Annotated in this window: 5 protein-coding genes; 1 reads left to right on the top strand and 4 read right to left on the bottom strand. The window is 61.1% G+C overall.

Features of this window, described 5'->3' with window-relative positions; all coding sequences use genetic code 11:
* Positions 1-315 precede the first annotated feature (315 nt).
* Positions 316-966: an MT-A70 family methyltransferase gene (locus VJS46_RS06430; RefSeq protein WP_324058731.1), complete on the bottom strand. Its 651-nt coding sequence runs from the start codon at positions 964-966 to the stop codon at positions 316-318.
* A gap of 160 nt (positions 967-1,126) precedes the next feature.
* Positions 1,127-2,179, bottom strand: coding sequence for a ribonucleotide-diphosphate reductase subunit beta (locus tag VJS46_RS06425; RefSeq protein ID WP_324058730.1), 1,053 nt, complete (start codon positions 2,177-2,179; stop codon positions 1,127-1,129).
* Between the two features lie 83 nt (positions 2,180-2,262).
* On the opposite strand from VJS46_RS06425, the gene VJS46_RS06420 reads away from it, so the two are divergent.
* Entirely contained in the window at positions 2,263-2,979 is a 717-nt protein-coding gene (locus tag VJS46_RS06420) for an alpha/beta fold hydrolase (RefSeq protein ID WP_324058728.1), read from the top strand.
* A 35-nt stretch (positions 2,980-3,014) separates the two neighbouring features.
* On the opposite strand, the gene VJS46_RS06415 is transcribed toward VJS46_RS06420, so the two are convergent.
* Positions 3,015-4,850, bottom strand: a complete 1,836-nt coding sequence (locus VJS46_RS06415) for a ribonucleoside-diphosphate reductase subunit alpha (protein ID WP_414707974.1) — start codon at positions 4,848-4,850, stop codon at positions 3,015-3,017.
* A 717-nt stretch (positions 4,851-5,567) separates the two neighbouring features.
* Positions 5,568-7,343: a cation:proton antiporter gene (locus VJS46_RS06410; protein ID WP_324058724.1), complete on the bottom strand. Its 1,776-nt coding sequence runs from the start codon at positions 7,341-7,343 to the stop codon at positions 5,568-5,570.
* Positions 7,344-7,370 lie beyond the last annotated feature (27 nt).

Below are 7,370 nucleotides of genomic sequence, written 5' to 3'. Positions count from 1 at the left end.
CCCGCCGCGCTCAAGGCCTCATAGCGGTCCGATAAATCAAAGAAACCCGGCTGCCCTGCCATTCCTGCCTCCGCTGTCGCGTCAAGGCATTGAATCATCCTGCGACGTTATCCGCCAGTAGTATTTCGAGGGGTCCAACTTACCTATAGGCTTGATGCAGGTAGAGGAGGAGGATGCCCCGTCTTAGCTATTGGTATCAAACCCGCAGTAATCCAAGATTACGAACAGTGGAAGGATGAAAATCCGGTCATAAAGGCTGGAATATCGGCTGAATATCTGATGCAAGGCGACGAAATCGATGCCAAAGACCAGTAATTACTCCGCCGCAATCACCGCAGAATTGTAGCTATAGGTATCCCAGGTCGGGCGATAATCCTCGTCCGCCTGATTGCCCCAAACCGTCCAGCCCTTGCGTGTGCCCCGGCTGAACATTTCGAGGCGGGGTCCCCAGCTGCATTCTTCGATGATCCTGTATTGCTCGTCCGGCTTGCGGCTGTGCTCGCGCTTGCGGGACTGGATCATGTTCACCTGCGAGCGGCCGGGCGGCAGGGTACGTGCGTTCTTACCTCGAATGCCGAACAGGAGCAGTTCGGTGACATTGCGGAAATAGAAACCCACACCCCGCCCGTCCGAGCCGCCATCCTTGCGTATCTTGTGCCAGACAATGTTGGAAACGTAACGAAAGCCCCATGCCTCCATAACTTTCAGGCCATCGGGCAGGAGCGCGTTAGGCACCCAAAGATAGAGATGCGAGGGGTTGGCGGCAATGTCGGCCACGGGAAGCGCGCAGATTTCATCCAGCGTCATCGTGCCGTATCGGGAAAGGCGCTTGTGCTCCGGCGCCACCTTCCCCGTCCGATTCTGAAACTGCCAGGGTGGATCGGCGAGAATGGTCCCGAAGCACTTCCCGCGCGCCGAAGCGAGAAGGTCAACATGGGCGGCGAGCGGGTCAGCGGATGAGAACATAAGGGGATCTTATGCACTACCGAATCGGAAGGTCAAGCGGCTTCGGATTGCTTTGATCTGATTTCGGCGGAATTTGGCGCCAGACAAGCGCCGAACGTATAAAGGACAAGCCCGAGATGGATTTAAGGAGCAGGAGCCCGTGCGAACCGTCTAACATCCCCTACTCCGCCGCAATCCCCGCCTTCGCGAACATATCCTCGCCGTCGTCCCTCACCGCGCCGTCATCGTTCGCGCGCACCTTCTTCCTCCGGTCGAAGCTGTCCCACACCTCGTTCCAGTTCCCCCGCGTCGCGGCCTTTGAATATTCCGTCGCCCGCGTCTCGAAGAAATTGGCGTGCTCCACGCCGTTCAGCAGCGGGGCGAGCCATGGCAGGGGGTGTTCGTCGATCATGTAGATCGGCTGGAAACCCAATTGGCCCAGGCGCCAGTCGGCGATGTAGCGGATATATTTCTTGATCTCCTTCGCGGTCATGCCCGGCACCGGGCCATGTTCGAAGGCCAAGTCGATGAAGGCGTCCTCCAGCCGCACCGTCTTGTGGCAGCAATCGAGGATGTCGTCCTTCACCGCCTTGGTCAGGCAGTCGCGTTCCTTGACGAAGGCATGGAAGAGCCGCGTGATGCCTTCGCAATGGAGGCTCTCGTCGCGGACCGACCAGCTCACGATCTGGCCCATGCCCTTCATCTTGTTGAAGCGCGGAAAATTCATCAGCATCGCGAAGCTGGCAAAGAGCTGAAGCCCCTCGGTAAAGCCGCCGAACATGGCGAGCGTGCGGGCAATGTCCTCGTCGGTTTCGACGCCGAAGGTCGCGAGATAATCGTGCTTGTCCTTCATCTCCTTATATTGAAGGAACATGCCATATTCGCTTTCGGGCATGCCGATGGTGTCGAGCAGATGGCTGTAGGCGGCGATGTGCACCGTTTCCATGTTGGAAAAGGCGGTCAGCATCATCTTGATCTCGGTCGGCTTGAACACCCGGCCATATTTGTCGTGGTAGCAATCCTGCACCTCGACATCGGCCTGGGTAAAGAAGCGGAAAATCTGCGTCAGCAGGTTGCGCTCATGGTCGGTGAGCTTCTGCGCCCAGTCGCGGCAATCCTCGCCGAGCGGCACTTCCTCCGGCATCCAGTGGATCTGCTGCTGGCGTTTCCAATATTCGAAAGCCCAGGGATATTCGAAGGGCTTGTACTGCTTGGAGGCTTGAAGAAGGGGCATGGACTTTACTCCTCCGAACTGGAATGAGAGCGCGCGCCGCAGCCTGTGGGGCAATGGCGCAACAAGGAAAGGGATAAGGACCGATGGCGGTTTTCATTTTGATTCACGGCGCCTGGCATGGCGGCTGGTGCTGGGAGCGGGTCGGCCCGATGCTGGAAGCCGCCGGCCATCGCGTGCTGGCGCCGGACCTTCCGGGCATGGGCAGCGACCGCACGCCCTTTGCCCCCAATGTCCTTGCACAATGGGCGGATTTCACGGCCGATCTGATCCGCGCCCAGGACGACCCCGTCATCCTGGCCGGGCACAGCCGCGGCGGCGTCGTGATCAGCGAGACGGCTGAACGGGTGCCCGAGCGCATCAGGCAGCTTGCCTATGTGACGGCGTTCCTGCTGCCCTCCGGCATGTCGCTGTTCGAAAATGTCGCGAGCTATGGCGGCAAGCACGGCGTTCGGCCGGTGACCGACGAAGCCAGCGGCACTTGCACCGTTGAGCAGGAGAACCGGCGCGATGCCTTCTGCCACCTCTGCCCGGAGGCCGATGCGGAAGCGTCCATGGCGCGGCTGTGCCCCGAACCGCTGGCTGCGCTGGGCACGCCGCTGGCGGTGACGATGGAACGCTTCGGCACGGTTCCGCGCGCCTATATCGAGGCGGCGGAGGACCAGGTCATTGCCCTCGACCATCAGCGCTCCATGCACGCGGCCCTGCCCTGCAATCCGGTATTCACGCTGAAAAGCGACCATTCCCCCTTCTATTCCGCACCGCGCGAACTGGCCGACGCGCTGCTGGCGCTGGCGGGCTAGGCGGCCGGATTTTCCGGCGGGGGAATGAGGCAAGGTCACTGGCACGCGAGACACTCGTCATAATTGGTGACCTCCACCTCGATCTGCTTGGGATCAATGGTGTTGTCCGCCTCTACTCCGCCGGCGAAGCTCGCGCGCTGGACGCTCTTTGAGCGGAGATAATAAAGCGATTTGATACCAAGCTCCCAGGCGCGGTAGTGGAGCATCAGCAGGTCCCATTTGTCGACGTCCGCCGGGATGAACAGATTGAGCGACTGTGCCTGGTCGATATAGGGCGTGCGGTCGGCGGCAAGCTCCAGCAGCCAGCGTTGGTCGATCTCGAAGCTGGTCTTGAACGCGTCCTTTTCCTCCGGCGTCAGGAACTCGAGATGCTGGACCGAGCCGCCCTTTTCCAGGATCGAGTTCCAGACATTGGCGCTGTCCTTGCTCTTTTCCTGAAGCAGCTTTTCCAAATAGGGGTTCTTGACCACGAAGCTGCCCGAGAGCGTCTTGTGGGTGTAGATGTTCGCGGGGATCGGCTCGATGCAAGCCGAAGTGCCGCCGCAGATGATCGAGATGGAGGCGGTGGGCGCGATCGCCATCTTGCAGGAGAAGCGCTCCATCACGCCCATTTCGGCCGCGTCCGGGCACGGGCCGCGCTCCTGGGCGAGCATCATCGATGCCTCGTTCACCTTGGCATGGATGTGCTTGAAGATCTTGAGGTTCCAGCTCTTCGCCAGCGCGCTTTCAAAGCCGAGGCCGCGCGCCTGCAGGAAGCTGTGGAAACCCATGACGCCAAGGCCCACGGAGCGCTCGCGGCTGGCGCTGTATTTGGCGCGGGCCATCTCGTTGGGCGCGCGGTCGATATAATCCTGCAGCACATTGTCGAGGAAGCGCATGACATCCTCGATGAACTGCTTGTCGCCTTGCCACTGGTCCCAGGTTTCAAGGTTGAGGGACGAAAGGCAGCAGACAGCCGTGCGGTCGTTGTTCAGATGATCGCGCCCTGTGGGCAGGGTGATCTCGCTGCACAGGTTGGACGTCGAGACCTTTAGGCCAAGGTCGCGGTGATGCTTGGGCATCATCCGGTTCACCTGGTCGGAGAAGACGATATAGGGCTCACCGGTCGCAAGGCGGGTTTCAACGAGCTTCTGGAACAGGGCGCGCGCATCCACCCTGCCCCGGACCGAGCCGTCCTTGGGCGATTTGAGTTCCCATTCGGCGCCATCGCGCACGGCTTCCATGAAGGCGTCGGTCAGGAGCACGCCATGGTGAAGGTTCAATGCCTTGCGGTTGAAGTCGCCGCTGGGCTTGCGAATTTCCAGGAACTCCTCGATCTCGGGATGGGAGATGTCGAGATAGCAGGCGGCCGAGCCACGGCGCAGCGATCCCTGGCTGATCGCGAGGGTCAGCGAGTCCATCACGCGGACAAAGGGGATGATGCCGCTGGTCTTGCCGTTGAGACCAACGGGCTCGCCAATGCCGCGGACATTGCCCCAATAGGTGCCGATGCCACCGCCGCGCGAGGCGAGCCAGACATTCTCGTTCCACGTGTTGACGATCCCCTCAAGGCTGTCATCGACGCTGTTGAGGTAGCAGGAGATCGGCAGACCGCGCCCGGTGCCGCCATTGGAAAGGACAGGCGTCGCCGGCATGAACCAAAGGCGCGAGATATAGTCGTAGATTCGCTGGGCGTGCGCGGCATCATCGGCATAGGCGGACGCCACGCGGACGAACAGGTCCTGAAAGCTTTCGCCGGGGAGGAGATAGCGGTCCTTCAGCGTCTCCTTGCCGAAATCGGTCAGGAGATCGTCGCGGCTGTCATCCTTCTGAACGGCGAATAGCTGCGGCCGCACGGTGCGGCTGTTTTCCTCGGCAGCGGCCGACATCATGGCTTCGGCCATCTTGGCGGTCGCGGCCTTGGCGGCCCTTGCGGGCGCTTCCAGCAAATCGCTCTGTTGGGTCATGTCGGCTGCACCTGTTTCCTGTATCTCTCTGAAATCCATGTTCGCCCCCGATGTTCCCGTTCCGTTCGACTCGGCCGTCCGCTCTGAGGCAAGCGTCCCGTCTAGCATTTTTGTTCAAGAAACTGGACCATTATTCGCGGTCCGACAGGGACAAAGAGGGTTGAGCGCCGAATTGCTTCGCCGCCGCCAGACACAAGTTGTTGGGTCATCCCCCTGATCCCTGTACCACAGATAGTGCCACAGATGAGTCATGATGCAAGAGGGTAATTCAGGTCGCCACGATTCGATTCACCGCCGGAAGGATTCGTCCCGTCGCCATTTCTTATGACCTTGTGATGACAATCCAAGGGCTTCTGCGGCTTTGCGCGAACGGCCTGCCGAGACACGAACTGGCCTCCTCCCGGAAAATTTTTTTTAGGGACAGACCACCTCAAAAGCATTGACTTTCAATGAATATCGGAAGGTCCATGCGTCGCCAAAGCGGCGGGATTCAACTGGCTTTGAACCGCTGCCCGGACGGATTGGCTGTCAAGCGTTCGCTTGGCGAAGGAGCAATATATTTCCGGCGTCGTTGCGACGGCAGCGACCCAGCCAAAAGAAGCGGCAGGGACGACGGGAAGGCCTGAAACGCCAATCCAGCGGCTACCCCGCTTCGTCCATCCGCAGATGACGGAGCAGCGGATCGCGGTCGAGATTGCTTGCCTGCTTGATCTCCTGGCGCAGTTCGTCGCGTTTCTCATGGATCGACGCGATTACCGGCCCCATTGCGACGCCCAGGTCCACAAGCACGGCTTCGGATAGCTGCAAGGAGCTTTCCAGCGTCTCGGGCACCGCATCGGTCGCCCCCGCCTTGTAGAGCTCGGCTGCGTGGTCCGTGTCGCGCGCGCGGGCGATGATCGTCAGATGCGGCACCCAACCCCGCACGCGTTTGGTGATGCGGACGGAAAGCACGGGGTCGTCCATGGTGAGGATCAGCGCCTTGGCATGGCCGAGTTGAAGCTTGTCAAGCAGCTCGGGCCGTGACGCATCGCCGAAGATGATGGGGTATCCATCCCGCCGCGCCTGGGCCACGGCGTCAATGTCCGATTCCACGGCGACGAAGGGCTGCTTGTGCTTGCGCAGCATCTCGGCGACCATCCGGCCTACCCGGCCAAAGCCGATGATGACAGCCACGGGACGGCCGCGCTCGCCAAGCTCGATGCTGGGCTCCTCCCCGGTGCCCATGTCGATGCGCCGGGCAATGTCATGGCCGATCCGCGCCAGCAGCGGGGTGATGGTGAGGCCGATAGCCGTCACGATCTGCCAGAAGGCAGCGGTGGAGGGCAGGATGAGCTGCGCCGCGGAGGCAGCCGAAAGCACGATGAGGGTGGTTTCGGAGGGTGAGGCCATGAGGAGGCCGACCTCAAGCGCCGTGGACCGGCGCGCGCCGCTCCACCTGATCAGCAGGGTGGTGACGAGCACCTTCACCAGCAGAACGCCGACCACGGCTGCCACCAACCCCGGCCAGTTTGCAAGAATGACGCGGACATCAATGCTCATGCCGACGGTGATGAGGAAGACACCGAGCGCAAGCCCCTTGAACGGGGCAGTGATGACCTCAACCTCGCCATGATATTCGGTTTCGGCGATCAGCAGTCCCGCGAGGAGCGCGCCCACGATGGGCGACAGGCCGGCAATGGTGGTGGCAAGGCTGGCGGCGATCACCACCAGCAGGCTGGCGGAGAGGAAGATTTCAGGGCTTTTCGTTCGCGCTGCCTGGGCAAAGAGGCGGGGCAGGAAGAAGCGGCCCGCGATGAACAGGATGACGACGGTGACCCCGCCCGCAGCCAGGGTTCCGGCTAGCCCCGTCCAGCCTGTATCCTGCGCATTGGGCGCCATCGCTCCCAAGGCGAAGATGATGGGGACAATGGCAAGATCCTCGAACAGCAGCATAGAGAAGGCCGAGCGCCCAACGGCCGTCTGGGTGCCGACCATCGGCATCACCAGCGCAGTCGAGGAAAGTGCAAGCGCCAGGCCCAGGCCGATGGCTCCGGCGAGGGACTGCCCCATCAGGTGCAGCGCAAGGCCGATAATAAGGCCCGAGCCGAATAACTCCGCCGCACCTACGCCAAACACCAGCGTCCGCATCGACCATAATCGCCTGAAGCTCAGCTCCAGCCCAATGGAAAAGAGGAGGAGGATGATGCCGAATTCGGCAAATGGCTCTATGGCATGCCTGTCGCTGATGGTGATGTAATAAAGCCAGGGATATTGCGGAACGAGTGATCCAAGCCCCGCCGGACCCGCCAGCATACCCACAAGGATGAAGCCGATCACCGGACTGATGCGGAACCTCGCGAAAGCGGGAATGACCAATCCTGCCGCCCCCAATATCACCAGCGCGTCGCTAAATCCGCTATTGCTTACTTCGAGAGCCATAAGCCTCTTTAAGCGGCTTTGGGCGGG

Source organism: Rhizorhapis sp. (assembly GCF_035276005.1).
Taxonomy (GTDB): domain Bacteria; phylum Pseudomonadota; class Alphaproteobacteria; order Sphingomonadales; family Sphingomonadaceae; genus Rhizorhapis.
Note: the sequence above shows the minus strand (reverse complement) of the source record. Positions and strands in the feature narration are given on the sequence as shown.

Coding starts and splice junctions, on each gene's coding strand:
- VJS46_RS06410 (WP_324058724.1), bottom strand. CDS start 7,343: ATGGCTCTCGAAGTAAGCAATAGCGGATTTAGCGACGCGCTGGTGATA.
- VJS46_RS06415 (WP_414707974.1), bottom strand. CDS start 4,850: ATGATGTCGGCCGCTGCCGAGGAAAACAGCCGCACCGTGCGGCCGCAG.
- VJS46_RS06425 (WP_324058730.1), bottom strand. CDS start 2,179: ATGCCCCTTCTTCAAGCCTCCAAGCAGTACAAGCCCTTCGAATATCCC.
- VJS46_RS06430 (WP_324058731.1), bottom strand. CDS start 966: ATGTTCTCATCCGCTGACCCGCTCGCCGCCCATGTTGACCTTCTCGCT.
- VJS46_RS06420 (WP_324058728.1), top strand. CDS start 2,263: ATGGCGGTTTTCATTTTGATTCACGGCGCCTGGCATGGCGGCTGGTGC.